The organism is Ruegeria sp. CF2, from assembly GCF_056537385.1.
The window spans coordinates 1109126-1125140 of record NZ_JBQFRL010000001.1; the positions used below are offsets into that span (position 1 = coordinate 1109126).

A 16015-nucleotide genomic window follows, 5' to 3' on the forward strand; every position below is an offset into this window, starting at 1 on the left:
ATGCTGGCTCTGATCGCGGGAACAGGGGTTTTGCCGGACGAACTGGTTGCACACCTGCCGGAACGCCCCTTGGTTTGCGCGATGGAGGGATTTCAGCCCGACACTCTAACGCCAGACGTGACCTTCCCGCTGGAGCAGTTGGGCAGTTTTGTCGCCGAGCTCAAAGCGCGCGGCGTCACAGATGTATGCCTCGCAGGTGCCGTCCGCAGGCCAGACATAAACCCCGCCCGGATTGACGCGCAGACCATGCCCTTGGTTCCGATCATACAGCAGGCGTTGATGTTGGGTGACGACGGAGCTTTGCGGGCGGTGATCGGCATTTTGGAGGACGCCGGACTGCGCGTGCGGGCCGCGCACGAAATTGCTCCGGACCTGTTGCCGCCTCTCGGGTGTCTGACTCAGGCACAGCCGACCGAGGCGGAGCTGGGCGATGCGAACCGGGCCGTGGGTGTCCTGCGTGCCATGGGGGCAGCGGATATCGGACAGGCTTGCGTTGTTCACAAAGGCCAAGTTCTGGTTGTCGAAGGGGCCTTCGGCACGGCCTGGATGCTGCAATCTCTGGCCGCTCGCCCTGATGCGGGCGGTGGTATTCTGTTCAAGGGCCCCAAGCCGGGCCAAGACCGACGTGCCGATCTGCCTGCCATCGGCCCCGACACCGTATCCAGCGCCGTTGCGGCCGGTTTGTCCGGCATCGTCATCGAAAAGGGTGGGGTGATCGTGTTGGACCGGCCCCAAGTGATCGCGGAATGCGACCGCCTGGGCCTGTTCCTGCACGTACATGAGCGGGTCGTCTGATGCGCGTTTTTCTGGTCGCCGGTGAACCGTCGGGCGACCGTCTGGGCGGTGCGCTGATGGAGGGGTTGAAGACCCTTGTTCCGGATATCGAATTCGACGGGGTTGGCGGGCCGCTGATGCAGGCTCAGGGTCTGGTCAGCCGCTTCCCGATGTCCGAGCTCAGCGTGATGGGCTTGGTCGAGGTTCTGCCCAAGTTCTTTCACCTCAAACGTCGCATCGCCGAAACGGCGCAGGCCGTTCTTGATACCCAGCCCGACGTTCTGATTACTATCGACAGCCCCGACTTTTCGCTGCGCGTGGCCAAGCAGGTCAAGGCGCGCAGCAATATACGCACCGTGCACTACGTCGCGCCCAGCGTCTGGGCCTGGCGCCCCAAGAGGGCGGACAAAATGGCCAAAGTCATCGACCATGTTCTGGCCCTGCTGCCGTTCGAGCCACCCTATATGGAAAACGCCGGAATGGAGTGCGATTTCGTGGGCCACCCGGTGGCCAGCGAGCCGGTTGCAACCGACGCGCAGATCGCACAGTTCCGCGCCGATCACGGGCTGGGCGACGCGCCAATCCTGCTGGCCTTGCCCGGCTCGCGCCGGGGCGAGGTCGATCGGCTGGCGCCCGTATTCGGAGCGGCGCTTGACCTGTACCTGAAAGACCGCCCCGACATGCGAGTGGTGGTTCCGGCGGTCGCGCATGTGGCCGATACCGTGGCCGCCCATGTCCGGTCCTGGCCGGGTCAGCCGGTCGTGGTGGACCCGCGCAACATCGCCACGGATCAGGCGGTGGCCAGCAAACGTGCGGCCTTTGCCGCCGCCGAGATCGCGCTGGCCGCATCCGGCACGGTCTCATTGGAGCTGGCGGCCCAGTCCACGCCGATGGTGATTGCCTATAAACTGACCTGGCTGACCCAGAAGATCGCCGAACGCATGGTCAAGCTGGATACGGTCACGCTGGTCAACCTGGTGTCCGAAACCCGGACAGTGCCGGAATGCCTGCTGGATGACTGCACGCCTGAAGCCATTTCCGCCGCGCTTGCCTCCGTGTCGGCCGCGCCGGACGCGCAGGAACAGGCTATGGCCATCACGATGGAACGTCTCGGCCGCGGTGGCGAAGCGCCCGGTCTTCGGGCCGCGCGCGCGGTGTTGGAGCGGATGACGCCGTGATGCTGGACTATGTGGTCTTTGCGGCCTCGGCCTTCATGGCGCAGGTGCTGACCAATCTCGACAACCTCATGGCTCTGGTCGCCCTGATGATCGTCACCGGTCCGCAACGCGCGGTTCTGGGGTTCCTGCTGGCACAGGGGCTTGTGATCGGCGCGGCTTTCCTGCTGGCGCTGGGGGTCGAAGATGTTGTGCCGCACTGGGCGGGCTACCTCGGCGCCATCCCTCTGGCCTTGGGGCTTTTTGGGGCCGCTCGACAGCTTCGCGGAACAAATGCGCAGGACGCGCCCGCAGTGCCGGGCAGCGCCTCGGCGCTTGTGACAATGTTGTTGTTCACAAGCCTTTCGATGGACACGTTTGCGGTCCTCGCCCCCTTGCTGGCGGACTCGACCCCCGATTTCCGGCTGGCAGGTGTGCTTGGGGCAGGACTAGCAGCGCTCTCCCTTGCGATCGTGGGGCTGATCGGTGGGCGCGCCCAGATCATGACGGGACGTCTGGCGCAACGGCTGGAGTACCTCGTGCCTTACGTCATGATCTGCGCCGGGCTTTATATCCTCAGCAATTCGTGGACCGACGCGGTTCAGTAACCGCGCCAGATCCAGCCGCCGCCGAAGATGCGGCTGCCCTCGGTTTCATAGAACACGCAGGCCTGCCCGGGCGAGACACCTTCTTCGGGCGTCAGCAACTCGACCTCGGCGGTGGTGTCGGTCAGCGGACGGATGATCGCCTCGCGCGGGGGGCGGGTCGAGCGGACCTTGACCGAAACATGCCATTCTTTCTGCAAGGTGAAGGGCTCATCGCCCAGCCAGTTGATCTCGCGCACGGGGATGGTGCGGGTGGCCAACAGTTCCTTGGGGCCGACGACGACCTGTTTGCGGTCCACGTCCAGTTTGACGACATAGAGCGGCTCGCTGAGCCCGCCGATGCCCAGACCGCGCCGCTGGCCGATCGTGTAGTGGATCACGCCCTCATGCTGGCCCAGAACACGGCCATCGGCGTGAACGATTTCGCCCGGTTCGGCCGCGCCGGGGCGCAGTTTCTCGATCACGCTGGCATAGTTGCCGTTGGGCACGAAACAGATGTCCTGGCTGTCGGGCTTGTCGGCTACGCTCAGCCCGTATTGGGCGGCCATCTCGCGGGTCGCGTCCTTCGAAGGCAGGTGACCCAGCGGGAAGCGCAGGAATTCCAGCTGCTCGGGCGTGGTTGAGAACAGGAAATAGGACTGGTCGCGGTTGGCGTCTTCGGCGCAGTGCAGTTCAGGGCCGCTCGGGCCCATCTTGCGCTGGATGTAGTGGCCGGTCGCCATGCAGTCGGCCTCGAGATCCTTGGCGGTTTCCAGCAGGTCCTTGAACTTGACGCGCTCGTTGCAGCGGATGCAGGGCACCGGAGTCGCACCAGCCAGATAGCTGTCGGCGAACTCGTCGATCACGGCGTCCTTGAAGATGCTTTCATAATCCAGAACGTAGTGCGGGAAGCCGCGCTCCTCGGCCACGCGGCGGGCGTCGTGGATGTCGATCCCGGCACAGCACGCACCCTTCTTGGCCAGCGCCGCCCCGTGGTCATACAGCTGCAGGGTTACGCCAACAACGTCATAGCCCTGATCCGCCAGATACGCCGCCACGACCGAGCTGTCGACACCCCCCGACATGGCGACGACCACCCGCGTTTCCGACGGGGGTTTGGCAAAGCCAAGCGAGTTCAGAGGGGTCTCGGTGTCGAGGGCCATGGGCTGTTCCAGTCCGGGTTAAGAAAGACCGGCAGAATATAGGAAAATTCTACGCACTCTCAAGGGGCGGTTTCACCGCTCATTAAGTAGACTGCCGTCAGCTTTGTGGCACCAGAAAAAGGGTCGAAAGATGTATTTGCACAAAGTTGAGGGACCAAGGTCAGTTACCCTGCCGGATGGGTCTGTTTTGTCCCGAGCGGATTTGCCGCCTGCGGATACGAAACGCTGGGTCGCATCAAGAAAGGCCATTGTCGTTCGAGGCGTGCTTTACGGATTGATCTCCTTGTCGGACGCCAAGAAACGATACGGCCTGAGTGACGAAGAGTTCAACACATGGGTGTCTGCAGTCGCCGAACACGGAATCGAGGCCTTGAAAGTGACGGCGCTAAAAAAATATAGACAACCTAAAGGCGAAAGCGAATAAATGATTCAACGGTAACGTCAGATTAACCATTTGTGATCAGGGTTAACCCGAACTGGAATAGTTGAGCTGAATTGGAGCAGTGCAATGCGAATTCTTCTTGTCGAGGATGATCCGACCACGTCAAAAAGCATCGAGCTGATGCTGACGCATGCCAACCTTAACGTGTATGCGACGGACCTGGGCGAAGAAGGCATAGATCTGGCCAAGCTGTATGACTACGATCTGATCCTGCTTGACCTGAACCTGCCGGACATGAACGGACATGAAGTCCTGCGTCAGTTGCGCATTGCAAGGGTTGAAACGCCGATCCTGATCCTGTCCGGAGCCGACGACACCGAAAGCAAGATCAAGGGCTTCGGTTTCGGGGCCGACGACTACCTGACCAAACCGTTCCACCGCGAGGAGTTGGTGGCGCGGATCCATGCGATCATCCGCCGATCCAAAGGTCATTCGCAATCGATTATCCGAACCGGACGAATCGCGGTCAATCTGGATGCCAAGACGGTCGAGGTCGACAATCAGGCGGTGCATCTGACCGGCAAGGAATACCAGATGCTTGAGCTTCTGAGCCTGCGCAAGGGCACGACCCTGACCAAGGAGATGTTCCTCAACCACCTTTACGGCGGCATGGACGAGCCGGAACTCAAGATCATCGACGTTTTCATCTGCAAGCTGCGCAAAAAGCTCAGCAACGCCACGGGCGGCGAGAACTACATCGAAACGGTGTGGGGCCGAGGATATGTATTGCGCGACCCCCAGACGGACACGGTGGAAAACACTCGCTTGGCCGTCGGCGCCTGAAAATCTGACCCATCTGCCACCGCGGTCCAGGGTGGCACTCGCACTCACGGCTCAGCACATCTGGACCTGACCATGACCTCGCCCTATCACTGGAGTCCAAGACGATGTGACAGGGCGAGGCCATGAGCAATTCGATTGCAGTAGAAGATCTGACCGAGGACCAGGCTCGAGAGGAGTTGGCACGTCTTGCGGAACTCCTGCAGCGGGCCAACGACCTGTATCACGGTCAGGACGCGCCCGAGATCTCGGATGCCGAATACGATACCCTGAAACTACGGAATCTCGAAATCGAGTCGCGGTTTCCGCAGCTAAAGCGCACCGACAGCCCCAGCGATCAGGTTGGTACGCAGCCGGTGGACGGTTTCGGCAAAGTGACCCATGCGGTCCGCATGATGTCGCTTGGCAACGCATTCGACGATGAGGATGTAGCAGACTTCGTTCGGTCCGTTCGGAACTATCTTGGGCTGAGCGAGGAGGCGGCCCTCGAATTCACGGCCGAACCAAAGATCGACGGTTTGTCGCTGTCTCTGCGTTACGTGGACGGCGAACTGGTGCAGGCGGCAACACGGGGCGATGGGGAAGTTGGCGAAAACGTCACGGCCAATGCCTTGACCGTTTCAGATATCCCTCAAAAGATCGCCAATGCGCCCGGGATTCTGGAGGTTCGCGGCGAAGTCTATATGTCCCATGACGATTTCGAGAAGCTGAATGCCAAGCAGGCAGAGGCGGGCGCGAAGTTGTTTGCGAATCCGAGAAATGCGGCCGCCGGTTCGCTACGCCAGCTTGACCCAGAAGTTACGCGCGCAAGGCCGCTGCGGTTTTTCGCCTATGCCTGGGGCGAACTGTCCGAGCCGTTGGGAACCACCCAGTCGTCTGCGTTGGATCGATTGAAGTCCTTTGGCTTTTCCACCAACGACCTGACTGCCGTTTGCAGCTCGACCGCGCAAATGCTGGAGCACTACCGCGCAATCGAAGAGCAGCGCTCTACGCTTGGCTATGACATCGACGGCGTCGTCTACAAAGTGAACGATTTGTCGTTGCAGGCCCGTCTTGGGTTTCGCTCGACCACACCAAGATGGGCGATCGCTCATAAATTTCCTGCCGAACTCGCCTGGACCCGGCTTGAGGCGATTGACATTCAAGTTGGCCGCACCGGCGCGCTTAGCCCGGTTGCGCGGCTGCACCCGGTGACGGTTGGCGGTGTGGTCGTGTCCAATGCAACCTTGCACAACGAAGACTACATCGCCGGTCGGGATTCGAAAGGCGAACAGATCCGCGACGGCAAAGATATACGTGTTGGCGATTGGGTGCAGGTGTACCGCGCCGGCGATGTGATCCCAAAAATAGCCGACGTCGACCTGAGCAAAAGGCCGGAACAAGCTGTCCCGTTTGAGTTTCCGACGAAATGTCCGGAATGCGGCAGCGACGCGATCCGCGAGGAAGGCGACTCGGTGCGCCGCTGTACCGGAGGGGTGATCTGCCCGGCGCAAGCGGTCGAGAAACTGAAGCACTTCGTTTCCCGCAAGGCGTTTGACATCGATGGGTTGGGGGCCAAGCAGATCGAAATGTTCTACAACGACCCGGACCTGCCGATCCGTACGCCGGCAGACATTTTCACATTGCAAAAGCGGGACGCTGCAAATCTGAACAAGCTGGCCAACCGAAAAGGCTGGGGCAGTCAGAGCGCCGCAAAACTCTTTGCCGCGATCGAGGAAAAGCGGACAATACCGCTGGGCCGCCTTCTGTTTGCGCTGGGTATTCGACACCTTGGTGAAGCCGCCTCGAACCTGATCGCCAATCACTACGGCACGTGGGACGCGTTCGAGCAGGCTGTCACGGCTGCCAGCCAATTCAGCGGACCCGAATGGGATGAACTGCTGAATATCGACGGCGTCGGTGAAGTCATGGCCCGGACCCTGGTTTCGACATTTGCTCAGGACGCAGAGCGCCAAAGCATCGATGCGCTGGTCGCCCAACTGAACGTACAAGAGGCCAAACGGCCGGATACATCGGGAAGCCCCGTCGCGGGAAAAACGGTTGTCTTTACGGGTACGCTCGAAAAAATGACCCGGGCCGAAGCAAAGGCCCGCGCGGAAGCCCTGGGGGCCAAAGTGGCTGGCTCAGTCAGCGCAAAAACGGACTATCTGGTCGCCGGCCCCGGCGCAGGTTCCAAGGCCAAGAAGGCGGCAGAGCTGGGGATCGAAACCTTGGATGAAGACAGCTGGCTGCAGTTGATCGGGGACGCATGAGCGGCCGTCCAGAGCAACTGTACCCGCTCTTTGCAGGGCTCGAGACGCTGGATGGCATCGGTCCCAAGACCGCACGGCTGCTGGCGCAGACCGGGCTGGAAACGCCACACGATCTGCTGTTTGCATTGCCATATGCAGTAGTTGACCGGCGGCGGCGTGATACGATCCGGGGCGTCGATCTGCCCAAAACACTCACGGTGGAAGTCACCGTCGGCGCCCACCGCCCGGCGCACAACAGGGGCGGTGCCTATCGGATTTTCGTGCAGGATAGTCAGACCGATTTCCAGCTGGTCTTCTTTCACGCCCGGGCCGACTACCTGAGAAAGGTCCTGCCCGAGGGGGCGAGACGGGTGGTGTCCGGCAAGCTCGAACTATTTGACGGTACAGCGCAAATGGTTCACCCGGACCACATTCTTCCGGTCGAGCAGGCCCACAGCATCCCCGAGTTTGAACCGGTCTACCACCTGACCCAAGGTGTCACCCAAAAGACGGCCTACAAGGCGGCGCAAAGCGCGCTGGCACGCCTGCCAGATTTGGCGGAATGGGCGGATCCTGCACAGGTTGCCCGCCAGAACTGGCCGACCTGGGCCGATGCAGTCCGGGCGGCTCACACACCGCAAGGTGCCGATGACGTGGCAGCGTTTGCTCCCGCGCGCGAACGTCTGGCCTATGACGAACTGTTCGCCCATCAACTGACTCTGGCTCTGGCCCGACTGCGAGAACGCAAAACTCGTGGAACCGTAAGTGTCGCGACCGGGGCGTTGCAGACCCGTGTACTGGATGCGCTTCCGTACAAACCCACTGGGGCGCAGTTGCGTGCCATACGCGAGATAACCGAGGACATGGGTGCTCCGACCCGAATGAACCGCCTGCTGCAGGGGGACGTCGGATCCGGCAAGACACTGGTTGCGTTCATGGCGCTTCTGGTTGCGGTAGAGGCCGGTGCTCAGGGTGTCATGATGGCTCCGACCGAGATCCTCGCGCGCCAGCATCTGGAGGGCCTTCGCCCCCTGGCCGAGGACGCCGGCGTGGTTCTCGAAATCCTGACGGGTCGGGACAAGGGGTCCGAGCGCAAGGCGAAGCTGGCCGCGCTCAAGGCGGGTGACATCCAAATTCTGGTGGGCACTCACGCGGTTTTCCAGAACGATGTGGCATTCCATGACTTGCGTCTGGCGATTGTCGACGAACAGCACAGGTTCGGTGTCCGCCAGCGGATGGAGCTCTCTGAGAAGGGACAGGGGGCCGATGTTCTGGTCATGACAGCCACACCGATCCCACGCAGCCTTGCGCTTGCACAATATGGGGATATGGACGTCTCGGTCCTGGATGAGAAACCGCCGGGACGCAAACCGGTCAAAACTGCGATTGTCAGCACTTCGCGCATGGAGGAGGTGGTCGATCATCTGCGCCGCGCGATCGAAGACGGAAAGCAGTGTTATTGGGTTTGTCCGCTGGTCGACGAATCCGAGGTCTCCGACCTCACCGCGGCAGAGGAACGGTTCAAACACTTGCGGGCCCAGTTGGGTGACGGAATCGTCGGTCTTGTGCACGGACAGATGCCCCCGGCCGAGAAAGATGCGGCAATGGCCGCTTTTCAGGACGGGCGGACCAAGGTTTTGGTTGCAACGACGGTCATTGAGGTGGGAGTAAACGTCCCCAACGCCACGATCATGGTCATTGAGCGGGCGGAAATCTTCGGGCTGGCCCAGTTGCACCAGCTACGCGGTCGGGTCGGACGCGGGCATGACGCGTCAACCTGTCTGTTGATGTATCAAGCGCCGCTCAGCGAAGGGGGCCGAAGACGGCTGGAAGTTCTGCGGGAAACCGAAGATGGATTCAGAATTGCCGAAACGGATCTCGAGATGCGCGGGGCAGGGGACCTGATCGGGACCGCTCAATCCGGTCTTCCCCGGTTCCAGATTGCCGACCTAGAACGGCAGGCTGGACTTATGGCTGTTGCACAATCTGACGCGCGTGCGCTGCTGGCTTCGGACCCGAAATTGACCTCGGAACGAGGTCAGGCCGCGCGTGTTCTTCTTTGGTTGATGAAACAGGATCAGGCCATCCGTTTGATTTCAGTGGGTTAGCGGGTTGCGCGCAAAAAGTTCACAAATGTTCTCATAAAGTTCTTTACTGATCCCCGGAAATATGAGAACAAAAGGTCAACAAAGGATTAATTCCCGACCGGAGGTGAAACATGCTGACCCAGATCAAAAGTGCTTTCAGCCGTTCGCAAGCCACGCTATTGCAGGATGCAGCCGGCGTAGCTTCGCTGGTTGTCATGCTGATGGTGGCGCTTCACTTGCCCGTCGGGTTCTAAGCCTTTCTGCCTGCGATCTCGTGCCGATCAACCCGCGTATGTCATCCCCATTTCAGTCAAGGGTGACCTGCCTGTCCCAAACCCCTTGAAGGGGCCGTGCCTCGGCCCCACGCGGTAATCCGGACCCCACGCGAGAAACGCATTGACTGCCGCCGCCCTTTCCGCCCGGAAGGAGCGGCGGTTTTTTTTACAGTTGACCGGTTTTGAAGATCTCAAGCAGGGCTGACAGGACCGAGTTGACGGCCACCGAGGCCAGGATCATTCCCATGACCCGGCTGATGATTGCCGCCCCCGAATGACCGATCAGCCGGATGATTGGCTCGGCCAGCAACATCAACACAAAGGCGCAGGCCAGCACGGACAGCATGACCAGCGCAGTAATGCCCTGATCCGCCACGCTGTAGCGGTGGTTGTCCGTCAGAATGACGATGGCCAGCATAGCACCGGGTGAGGCCAATGACGGGACCGCCAAGGGGAAGATCGCCGGGTTGTGCCTGTGCAGCTTGTCTTCCATGTCTTCTTCGGCCTGGCGCTGTTCGATTTCCTGTTTGCTTTCACCAAAAATCATCGTCAGCGCGAACAGGAACAGGATGATCCCGCCGGCGACCTGAAACGAGTTGAGGCCGATATCCAGCGCCTCGATCAGCAATTGTCCAAAGACCAGAAAGAACAGAAGGATGCCGGCGCTGATCAGTGCGGCCAGCAGGGCAGTGCGCCGACGCGCGGCGGCTTCGATACCCGCGGTGACGGCAATGAAAACCGGGATGGTTCCGATCGGGTCGATGACGACCCACAAGGTTACAAAATGTTCCAGAAGGTTGTTCAATTGGCTTCTCCGTCAAATTGGTCAGGAGGTTAGCCGCCTTCGATTCAAAAGACCATGTTCAGGCGCAGTTGGCTTGTTCGGCCTTTTCGAAAGCCTCGGCGATCGCGTCCAGCGCAAGCATGATCGACGCGTGCCGGTTCTTGTAATCGCGGGCGGGCCGCAGAACTTCCAGTTCGTCAAACGGCGCATCCGGGGTGGGGCCGTCACTCTTGAGCATAGCCGCCAACTGGTCGCGCGCGGTTTCGATTTGGGGGCGGGTTGCCCCGATGACCGATGCACCGACCACCGCCGCTGCGGCCTGACCCAGTGCGCAGGCTTTCACGTCCTGACCAAACTCGGTAATCCGGCCGTCCCGCACTTTGATGTCCACGGCAACCGTCGAGCCGCACAAGGGCGACCGTTTCTTGACGGACGCATCCGGATCTTCCAACCGCTGCAGGTGCGGAATGTCGGCCGCCAGCGCCAGAATGCGCCCGGAGTAGAGCTTGATCAGGTCGGTTTCGCCGGACATGGGTTTCCCTCGGTGGCTGTTCCCCATACATAGTGGCCATGTTCTGGGATGCAAAAGGTTTTTGCGATGTCGCGCTCTGCTACGTTCGACCCGTCTACACTCAAATTCAATGAGGCTGGGTTGGTCCCGGCCATCGCGCAAGAGGAGAGCACCGGCGAGGTTCTCATGATGGCCTGGATGAACGCCGAGGCGATCCGAAAGACGCTGGAAACCGGGCGCGTCACCTATTGGTCGCGCTCGCGCCGGTCCTTCTGGGTCAAAGGAGAAAGCTCGGGTCACGTACAAGAGTTGGTGGATTTTCGCGTCGATTGCGATCGGGATTGCCTGTTGGTTCTGGTACGACAAAGCGGCCCCGCTTGCCACACAAACCGCCGAAGCTGCTTCTACACAGCCGTCCGGGAGGGGGAAGAGGTCGAAATGATGTCGCCGATGGTCTGAGGGCGCCTAGCAAACCTGAAGACCGACCATTGCGCGGACGTCTTCGGGCGTCGCTCCTTCGGCCCGGTATTTCGCAATTGCCCTGGCGTCGTCTCGCTTGGCCAGCCGTTTACCGGTATCGTCCCGGATCAGTCGGTGATGGTGATAGGTGGGCGTCTCCAACCCCAACAAGCGCTGCAGCACCACGTGAATCCCGGTTGCGTCAAACAGATCCTGACCGCGAACCACATGTGAGATGTTCTGGGCCGCATCATCCAGAACGACTGACAGGTGATAAGACGTGCCCATACCCCGTCTGGCGAGGACGACATCGCCGACGCCGTGCAGCATCTGTTCGTCCGACCTTTCGATCCAGCCAGTCGCGCCATCCGGACCGGACCCGGTCTCGCGAAACCTTAACCCGGTGGCGTCCTTCGCGATCCGGCGCAGCGCTTCGGACATATTGAGGCGCAGGGCCACATTCTCCGGGATCTTGGTCTGCACCTGATATGTCCATCTTTCACGGCATGTTCCGGGATATATGACGCCGTCAGGTCCGTGCAGAGGATACCCTTCCTGCGGCGCACTGGCGGCGGCCGCGACATCCTTGCGATTGCAGGTGCACGGATATAGCAGCCCTTGGGACCACAGCCGGTTCAAGGCCTGCCGGTAGAGCGGCATGCGATCGGATTGCCGCAACACAGGGCCAGGCCACGTCAAACCCAACCACGTCAGATCGTCATAGATCTGATCCTCCCAATGCTGACGCGCACGGGATTGATCGATATCCTCGATCCGCAGCAGGAACGTGCCGGAGTTTCGGTCAGCAAGGTCATACGCCAGCAATGCAGAATACGCATGACCAAGATGCAATGGCCCGGTTGGAGATGGGGCAAATCTTGTGGAGAATTTCACGTCTTTTCAACGATATATACGTCGGATTTCAAGTCCAGCCCTGGCAAGTGCGGTCCGTGTTCGCGAAACAGAAGGCGCGCCGCTCCCATGTCCAGCCATTCGTTCAGGCGCCCGGTATAGCCGGGGTCATCCAATGTATGGTCGTTGAACGAAAACGCCAGCAGGCCAACCTTGGGCAAGACTTTCATCAGCATGTCGAATGTCTGGGGCGGCGCGGCGCCGGCGCCGATCACTCCGATCGCGGCGATTGCCTTGTATGCCCCCGTCTCCAAAGGGTTGGGATCGGTGATGTCGATGGCAGCAAGGTTGCGGTAGACGCCCTTGGCAGCAGCACCTTTCAGCATCTCGGGTGTCGGATCGACGCCGTCGATTGCCCGGTATCCGACCTTGTGCAAGGCGACACCGGACAACCCGGTCCCGCAGCCATAGTCAAGGACAGGTGTGTCCGGTTGCGGCAACTTGGACCACAACGCCTCGGCCACGCGGCCCGGCGTGGCATACCCGTGCTCGGCCACCTCATCTTCGTAAGAGGCCGCCCATTTCTGGTAATGCGCCTGGGTTTCCTGCGGCGTGTTCAGATCATATGTGTTTTTGAGGAACTTCTCGCTCATGCCGTCAGTTTAGGCGCGTGGCCCGGTCTGCGTCCAGTCAGCTTTGCGTCAACCACTGCTGCCATGCCTCCTTGGCGCGATCGGTATAGGCTTTGTAGCGATCCTTGCGGCCGCGCCGTCCGCCTTTCAATCCGTCGACCGGTCGGAACAGGCCGAAATTCACGTTCATAGGCTGAAAGGTTTTGGCCTCGGCCCCGCCGGTGATGTGATGAATCAGCGCGCCCATGGCGCTGTCCTGTGGAACCGGGGGCAGGGCGTGGCCAAGGATCTCTACCGCCGCGAGACGACCTGCCAGCAGGCCCATCGCGGCGCTCTCGACATATCCTTCAACTCCGGTGATCTGCCCGGCAAATCGGATGTTTGGCTTGGATTTCAGGCGCATCTGCGCATCCAGCAAGGTGGGCGAGTTGATGAACGTGTTGCGATGGATGCCGCCCAGACGGGCAAAACTGGCATTCTCCAGCCCCGGAATCATCCGGAACACCTCGGTCTGTGCGCCATATTTCATCTTGGTCTGGAACCCAACGATGTTGAACAGCGTGCCCAAAGCGTTGTCGCGACGCAGTTGAACCACGGCATGGGGTTTTACGCCCGGCTGATGCGGATTGGTTAGGCCCACCGGTTTCATGGGCCCGTGGCGGAGGGTCTCGCGGCCCCGTTCGGCCATGACCTCGATCGGCAGGCAGCCATCAAAATAGCCGGCGGTTTCACCTTCGTGGAACTCGGTCTTGTCAGCGGCCAGCAGCGCGTCGATGAAGGCCTCGTACTGGTCACGGTCCATCGGGCAGTTCAGATAGGCGGTACGCTCTTCCTCGGTTTCACCCTTGTCATAGCGCGACTGCATCCAAGCCTTGCTCATGTCGATCGTGTCAGCGTAGACGATCGGGGCGATCGCGTCGAAAAAGGCCAGCGCCTCGGCCCCGGTCTCGCGCTGGATCGCTGCGCCCAACGCTGGCGAGGTCAGCGGACCGGTGGCAAATATCCAATGTCCATCGTCCGGAAGCGTAGTGACTTCCTCACCGGTGACGGTGACGCGTGGGTGCGCCTTCAGCTTGGCGGTCACCGTTTCGGCAAAAGGTTCACGGTCTACGGCAAGAGCGCCGCCCGCAGGAAGTCGGTGGGCGTCTGCCGTGGTCATGATCAACCCATTGGCCGCGCGCATTTCCCAATGCAGCAAACCAACGGCATTCTGCTCGTCATCATCAGACCGGAACGAGTTGGAACAGACCATCTCGCCCAGGTTGCCGGTTTGATGCGCAAAAGTGCCCACTTTGGGGCGCATTTCGTGAATCACGACGTCCACGCCCATTTCGGCGGCCTGCCATGCGGCCTCGGATCCGGCCATGCCGCCGCCAACGATATGCAATTTCTGTGTCATGTGCGTCCAAATAGGGCAGGTGGCCCGCGCGTGCAACGGCCATCGAAAACTGCCGCCAACAAGGCAGCAACGCTATGATTTTATTGGGAAGTCTTGGGGTCGCCGCTGCGGGAATGTCTGCGCCGGTGAGAGAAACCAGCTTGGAGGGACCTTCCGCCCACGGCGACCCAAAAGATAGTGAGGGCCTCAGCCCTGTCTCAGCTTTGCCACAGAGATGCCCTTTTGAAAAGTGCAAAAATGCGAACAGTCGATAATTTTAGCCATAACAATTGCGTCATTGGGTCCAATTTGGTGAGCGTTTTTCGATAAATGCGGAAATACCTTCCTCGGTATCTCGGTGCAGCATATTTTCGGCCATTACGCCTCCGGTATAGGCATATGCCTGATCCAAAGGCATCTGAAGTTGCTGATAAAACGCCTGTTTCCCGATCTTTACCGCCGCGCCCAGTTTGGACGCCAACTGCTCGGCCAACGACAGGGTTTCATGCTCCAGCAGCGTTTCCGGAACGACACGATTGACCAGGCCCAGCTCGGCGGCCCGCTCCGCTGGTATGAAATCACCGGTGGTCAGCATCTCAAACGCCAGTTTGCGCGGGATGTTGCGGCTCAGCGCCACCATCGGCGTCGAGCAGAAGAGACCGATGTTCACGCCATTGACGCCGAATCGCGTTCCTTCGGCCGCCACGGCCAGATCGCAGGTCGCCACCAGTTGGCAGCCGGCGGCCGTTGCAATGCCATGGACCTGCGCGATCACCGGTTGGGGCAGGGATTGGATCGACATCATCATTCGGGCGCAGCGATTGAACAGATCGGTGAAGTATGCCTTGCCGCCATCTTCAGCCTGCCGGCCCGCGGTCATCTGCTTGAGGTCATGACCGGCACAAAACGCCTTGCCTGCCCCTGACAGTATCACAGCGCGGATCGTGCGATCATCGCGCAGCGTATCCAATTCAGATTGCAGTGCCTCCAGCATTTCGTCGCTCAGCGCATTCAGCCGCTCGGGCGTATTCATTTTCAGATGAGCGATCGCGCCCGTGTCGTTACGTTCCAAAATTGCCATCTTGCCCTCCTGCCGGCTGTGGGGCCAACTTTAGGTCGGCAAATCGAGGAGGGGAAGCATGTCATTGGCAATGAACAAGGAAGAGCTGACGGAATATCTGGCGCAGGTCTTCCCGCAGGTGCACAAGGATTTCGTCGTCATGGATCTGACCGACGACTCGATCCGCATGCGCCTCGTTGTCGAAGATCGGCATCTGCGTCCGGGCGGAACTGTGTCCGGACCTTCGATGTTCGCCCTGGCCGATGTCTGTGTCTATTCAATGGTTCTGGCGCGAAAGGGTCGTCAATCCCTGGCCGTGACCACCAGCAGTTCTATTGATTTTCTGCGCAAACCTGCCGGTGGAGCCGACATGATTGCCGAGTGCAGGTTGCTGAAACTGGGGCGTACGCTGGCTGTTGGCGACGTCCTGATGTACTCGGAAGGGCAGGAGGCGCCGGTGGCGCGCGCAAGCATGACCTACTCGCTGCCACCTGCCGGCTCCGCCGCAGCTGCGTTCGGATAAAAAAATGCCGGGGACAAGCCCCGGCACAGGAAGAGGTCCCGTAATTGGGACTGGGGATATTCTAGCCAAGCCAGAATTGGCGGCGTGCTTCGCGGTCAGCCTCAAAGCGCGTCAGTCCGACATCCTTCAGCAGACGGTCGTCCAGCCTGCTCAGGTTGACGCGACTGCGGCGCCGGCGTTCCCATTGGGTGACAGTCGCCGCAAAACGCACGGCCAGCGCAGCGATCAGAGGCAGCCGGGGGCTGTCGTTCAGCAGCAAGAGGGCGGGGGTGTGCATTGCGCGTGTCATGGTAAGTATCCTTTCAAATTGTATTGACACAAAGCAT

The 16015-nt window shown here is 60.5% G+C and carries 18 protein-coding genes; 10 read left to right on the forward strand and 8 right to left on the reverse strand.

The genetic code is table 11. The features are described from left to right. Genes ACR0IR_RS05430 through ACR0IR_RS05440 form a run of 3 tightly spaced genes read left to right on the forward strand, consistent with a single transcriptional unit; the run spans position 1 to position 2536 of the window. Positions 1-795, forward strand: a complete 795-nt coding sequence (locus ACR0IR_RS05430; RefSeq protein WP_170363499.1) for an LpxI family protein — start codon at positions 1-3, stop codon at positions 793-795. Then, positions 795-1952, forward strand: coding sequence for a lipid-A-disaccharide synthase (gene lpxB, locus ACR0IR_RS05435; protein ID WP_170363498.1), 1158 nt, complete (start codon positions 795-797; stop codon positions 1950-1952). The genes ACR0IR_RS05430 and lpxB overlap by 1 nt, the downstream gene beginning before the upstream one ends. Then, complete coding sequence (locus ACR0IR_RS05440; RefSeq protein ID WP_174819629.1) at positions 1952-2536, forward strand: hypothetical protein; 585 nt, start codon at positions 1952-1954, stop codon at positions 2534-2536. Before lpxB ends, ACR0IR_RS05440 begins: the two co-directional genes overlap by 1 nt. On the opposite strand, the gene mnmA is transcribed toward ACR0IR_RS05440, so the two are convergent. Continuing rightward, complete coding sequence (gene mnmA, locus ACR0IR_RS05445) at positions 2530-3675, reverse strand: tRNA 2-thiouridine(34) synthase MnmA (RefSeq protein ID WP_170363496.1); 1146 nt, start codon at positions 3673-3675, stop codon at positions 2530-2532. The two genes, ACR0IR_RS05440 and mnmA, sit on opposite strands and share 7 nt — an antisense overlap. A 130-nt stretch (positions 3676-3805) precedes the next feature. Here mnmA and sciP point away from each other — a divergent pair, with 130 nt between their 5' ends. The 5 genes from sciP to ACR0IR_RS05470 all read left to right on the forward strand — a co-directional run bounded on the left by sciP (position 3806) and on the right by ACR0IR_RS05470 (position 9469). Next, entirely contained in the window at positions 3806-4099 is a 294-nt protein-coding gene (gene sciP, locus ACR0IR_RS05450; RefSeq protein WP_170338674.1) for a CtrA inhibitor SciP, read from the forward strand. 84 nt (positions 4100-4183) lie between these two features. Beyond that, positions 4184-4900 carry a response regulator transcription factor CtrA gene (gene ctrA, locus ACR0IR_RS05455; protein ID WP_170339250.1) on the forward strand — a complete coding sequence of 239 codons (717 nt, stop codon included), beginning with the start codon at positions 4184-4186 and terminating at the stop codon, positions 4898-4900. Between the two features lie 122 nt (positions 4901-5022). Further along, positions 5023-7149: an NAD-dependent DNA ligase LigA gene (gene ligA, locus ACR0IR_RS05460; protein WP_170363495.1), complete on the forward strand. Its 2127-nt coding sequence runs from the start codon at positions 5023-5025 to the stop codon at positions 7147-7149. Beyond that, positions 7146-9236 (forward strand): ATP-dependent DNA helicase RecG, encoded by a 2091-nt coding sequence (gene recG / locus ACR0IR_RS05465; RefSeq protein ID WP_170363494.1) that lies wholly within the window; start codon positions 7146-7148, stop codon positions 9234-9236. The genes ligA and recG overlap by 4 nt, the downstream gene beginning before the upstream one ends. 110 nt (positions 9237-9346) lie before the next feature. Further along, a complete protein-coding gene (locus ACR0IR_RS05470; protein WP_260066061.1) occupies positions 9347-9469 on the forward strand; it encodes a hypothetical protein in 123 nt (40 codons plus the stop codon). A 187-nt stretch (positions 9470-9656) separates the two neighbouring features. On the opposite strand, the gene ACR0IR_RS05475 is transcribed toward ACR0IR_RS05470, so the two are convergent. Together ACR0IR_RS05475 and ACR0IR_RS05480 are read right to left on the reverse strand one after the other, a co-directional pair. Further along, positions 9657-10295 carry a MarC family protein gene (locus ACR0IR_RS05475; RefSeq protein ID WP_093962021.1) on the reverse strand — a complete coding sequence of 213 codons (639 nt, stop codon included), beginning with the start codon at positions 10293-10295 and terminating at the stop codon, positions 9657-9659. A gap of 58 nt (positions 10296-10353) precedes the next feature. Continuing rightward, positions 10354-10806: an iron-sulfur cluster assembly scaffold protein gene (locus ACR0IR_RS05480; RefSeq protein WP_170363493.1), complete on the reverse strand. Its 453-nt coding sequence runs from the start codon at positions 10804-10806 to the stop codon at positions 10354-10356. Positions 10807-10854: 48 nt separating this feature from the next. Between ACR0IR_RS05480 and hisI the strand changes: the two genes are divergently transcribed. Further along, on the forward strand, positions 10855-11244 hold the full coding sequence (gene hisI, locus ACR0IR_RS05485) for a phosphoribosyl-AMP cyclohydrolase (protein WP_170363492.1): 390 nt from the start codon (positions 10855-10857) through the stop codon (positions 11242-11244). Positions 11245-11250: 6 nt separating this feature from the next. Here the strand turns inward: hisI and gluQRS are convergent, their stop codons facing one another. From gluQRS to ACR0IR_RS05505, 4 genes are all read right to left on the reverse strand, one after another. Continuing rightward, positions 11251-12138, reverse strand: coding sequence for a tRNA glutamyl-Q(34) synthetase GluQRS (gene gluQRS / locus ACR0IR_RS05490; RefSeq protein ID WP_170363491.1), 888 nt, complete (start codon positions 12136-12138; stop codon positions 11251-11253). Beyond that, positions 12135-12749 (reverse strand): class I SAM-dependent DNA methyltransferase, encoded by a 615-nt coding sequence (locus ACR0IR_RS05495; RefSeq protein ID WP_480778987.1) that lies wholly within the window; start codon positions 12747-12749, stop codon positions 12135-12137. Before ACR0IR_RS05495 ends, gluQRS begins: the two co-directional genes overlap by 4 nt. A gap of 37 nt (positions 12750-12786) precedes the next feature. Then, entirely contained in the window at positions 12787-14127 is a 1341-nt protein-coding gene (gene trmFO / locus ACR0IR_RS05500) for a methylenetetrahydrofolate--tRNA-(uracil(54)-C(5))-methyltransferase (FADH(2)-oxidizing) TrmFO (RefSeq protein ID WP_170363489.1), read from the reverse strand. Between the two features lie 274 nt (positions 14128-14401). After that, positions 14402-15187, reverse strand: coding sequence for an enoyl-CoA hydratase (locus tag ACR0IR_RS05505; protein ID WP_170363488.1), 786 nt, complete (start codon positions 15185-15187; stop codon positions 14402-14404). Between the two features lie 58 nt (positions 15188-15245). Between ACR0IR_RS05505 and ACR0IR_RS05510 the strand changes: the two genes are divergently transcribed. Continuing rightward, complete coding sequence (locus ACR0IR_RS05510) at positions 15246-15689, forward strand: PaaI family thioesterase (RefSeq protein WP_170363487.1); 444 nt, start codon at positions 15246-15248, stop codon at positions 15687-15689. 61 nt (positions 15690-15750) lie between these two features. Here the strand turns inward: ACR0IR_RS05510 and ACR0IR_RS05515 are convergent, their stop codons facing one another. Beyond that, complete coding sequence (locus ACR0IR_RS05515) at positions 15751-15978, reverse strand: DUF1127 domain-containing protein (RefSeq protein WP_093962029.1); 228 nt, start codon at positions 15976-15978, stop codon at positions 15751-15753. Positions 15979-16015 lie beyond the last annotated feature (37 nt).

Excerpts from the sequence above, each read along its gene's own strand:
- ACR0IR_RS05495 (WP_480778987.1), bottom strand. The coding sequence starts at position 12,749 with ATGAGCGAGAAGTTCCTCAAAAACACATATGATCTGAACACGCCGCAG.
- ctrA (WP_170339250.1), top strand. The coding sequence starts at position 4,184 with ATGCGAATTCTTCTTGTCGAGGATGATCCGACCACGTCAAAAAGCATC.
- hisI (WP_170363492.1), top strand. The coding sequence starts at position 10,855 with ATGCAAAAGGTTTTTGCGATGTCGCGCTCTGCTACGTTCGACCCGTCT.
- ACR0IR_RS05515 (WP_093962029.1), bottom strand. The coding sequence starts at position 15,978 with ATGACACGCGCAATGCACACCCCCGCCCTCTTGCTGCTGAACGACAGC.
- ACR0IR_RS05470 (WP_260066061.1), top strand. The coding sequence starts at position 9,347 with ATGCTGACCCAGATCAAAAGTGCTTTCAGCCGTTCGCAAGCCACGCTA.
- ACR0IR_RS05480 (WP_170363493.1), bottom strand. The coding sequence starts at position 10,806 with ATGTCCGGCGAAACCGACCTGATCAAGCTCTACTCCGGGCGCATTCTG.
- ligA (WP_170363495.1), top strand. The coding sequence starts at position 5,023 with ATGAGCAATTCGATTGCAGTAGAAGATCTGACCGAGGACCAGGCTCGA.
- sciP (WP_170338674.1), top strand. The coding sequence starts at position 3,806 with ATGTATTTGCACAAAGTTGAGGGACCAAGGTCAGTTACCCTGCCGGAT.
- lpxB (WP_170363498.1), top strand. The coding sequence starts at position 795 with ATGCGCGTTTTTCTGGTCGCCGGTGAACCGTCGGGCGACCGTCTGGGC.
- ACR0IR_RS05510 (WP_170363487.1), top strand. The coding sequence starts at position 15,246 with ATGTCATTGGCAATGAACAAGGAAGAGCTGACGGAATATCTGGCGCAG.
- ACR0IR_RS05505 (WP_170363488.1), bottom strand. The coding sequence starts at position 15,187 with ATGGCAATTTTGGAACGTAACGACACGGGCGCGATCGCTCATCTGAAA.
- ACR0IR_RS05440 (WP_174819629.1), top strand. The coding sequence starts at position 1,952 with ATGCTGGACTATGTGGTCTTTGCGGCCTCGGCCTTCATGGCGCAGGTG.
- ACR0IR_RS05430 (WP_170363499.1), top strand. The coding sequence starts at position 1 with ATGCTGGCTCTGATCGCGGGAACAGGGGTTTTGCCGGACGAACTGGTT.
- mnmA (WP_170363496.1), bottom strand. The coding sequence starts at position 3,675 with ATGGCCCTCGACACCGAGACCCCTCTGAACTCGCTTGGCTTTGCCAAA.
- recG (WP_170363494.1), top strand. The coding sequence starts at position 7,146 with ATGAGCGGCCGTCCAGAGCAACTGTACCCGCTCTTTGCAGGGCTCGAG.
- trmFO (WP_170363489.1), bottom strand. The coding sequence starts at position 14,127 with ATGACACAGAAATTGCATATCGTTGGCGGCGGCATGGCCGGATCCGAG.